General features: G+C 48.4%; 1 protein-coding gene and 1 pseudogene. One reads left to right on the forward strand and one right to left on the reverse strand.

Annotation, left to right across the window (positions count from 1 at the left end; genetic code table 11):
* Positions 1 to 114: pseudogene (locus BHE85_RS27625) on the reverse strand (IS200/IS605 family transposase); the annotation flags it as partial.
* A gap of 7 nt (positions 115 to 121) precedes the next feature.
* On the opposite strand from BHE85_RS27625, the gene BHE85_RS16810 reads away from it, so the two are divergent.
* Positions 122 to 849, forward strand: a 728-nt coding sequence (locus BHE85_RS16810) for an RNA-guided endonuclease InsQ/TnpB family protein (protein WP_146628271.1), incomplete at its 3' end; no start/stop codon positions are given.

Consider the following 849-nt stretch of genomic DNA (forward strand, 5'->3'; position numbering starts at 1 on the left):
GTCAAAAATCTGACGTCGGTATTTGGTGACAAAGACCAGGTGAACATGCATCAGGAAAACACAATGCCTTCCACGCCGGATATCGGTTTCTTTTTTCACAGACCAAAGTATCATTTGGCCTGTGAAACGACTACAAGCATTTAAATTCCAGTTAAGACCCGGTGGTCAACAGGAGCGTGAAATGAGGCGCTTCGCAGGCGCATGTCGTTTCGTTTTCAATCGTGCTCTGGCACGTCAGAATGAGAATCATGAGGTCGGTAATAAATACATCCCTTACGAGAAAATGGCTTCCTGGCTGGTTGAGTGGAAAAATGCCACTGAAACGCAATGGCTTAAAGATGCCCCGTCACAGCCATTGCAACAGTCACTGAAAGACCTTGAGCGAGCCTACAAAAATTTCTTTCAGAAGCGTACCTCTTTTCCCCGCTTCAAAAAGCGGGGACAGAATGATGCATTCCGCTATCCGCAGGGCGTTAAGCTCGATCAGGAAAACAGCCGTATTTTTCTGCCGAAACTGGGCTGGATGCGCTACCGGAACAGCCGTCAGGTCACGGGTGTTGTGAAAAATGTCACTGTCAGCCAGTCCTGCGGTAAGTGGTACATCAGTATTCAGACAGAAAGTGAAGTATCAACTCCGGTTCACCCTTCAGCATCAATGGTCGGGCTGGATGCTGGCGTGGCTAAACTCGCCACGCTGTCAGATGGCACAGTCTTTGAGCCTGTAAACAGTTTTCAGAAAAACCAGAAGAAGCTGGCGAGACTTCAGCGACAGTTAAGCCGCAAGGTCAAATTCAGCAACAACTGGCAGAAGCAGAAACGCAAAATACAGCGACTGCATTCCTGTATCGC

Source organism: Shigella sp. FC1567 (genome assembly GCF_001743015.1).
Lineage (GTDB): Bacteria > Pseudomonadota > Gammaproteobacteria > Enterobacterales > Enterobacteriaceae > Escherichia > Escherichia coli.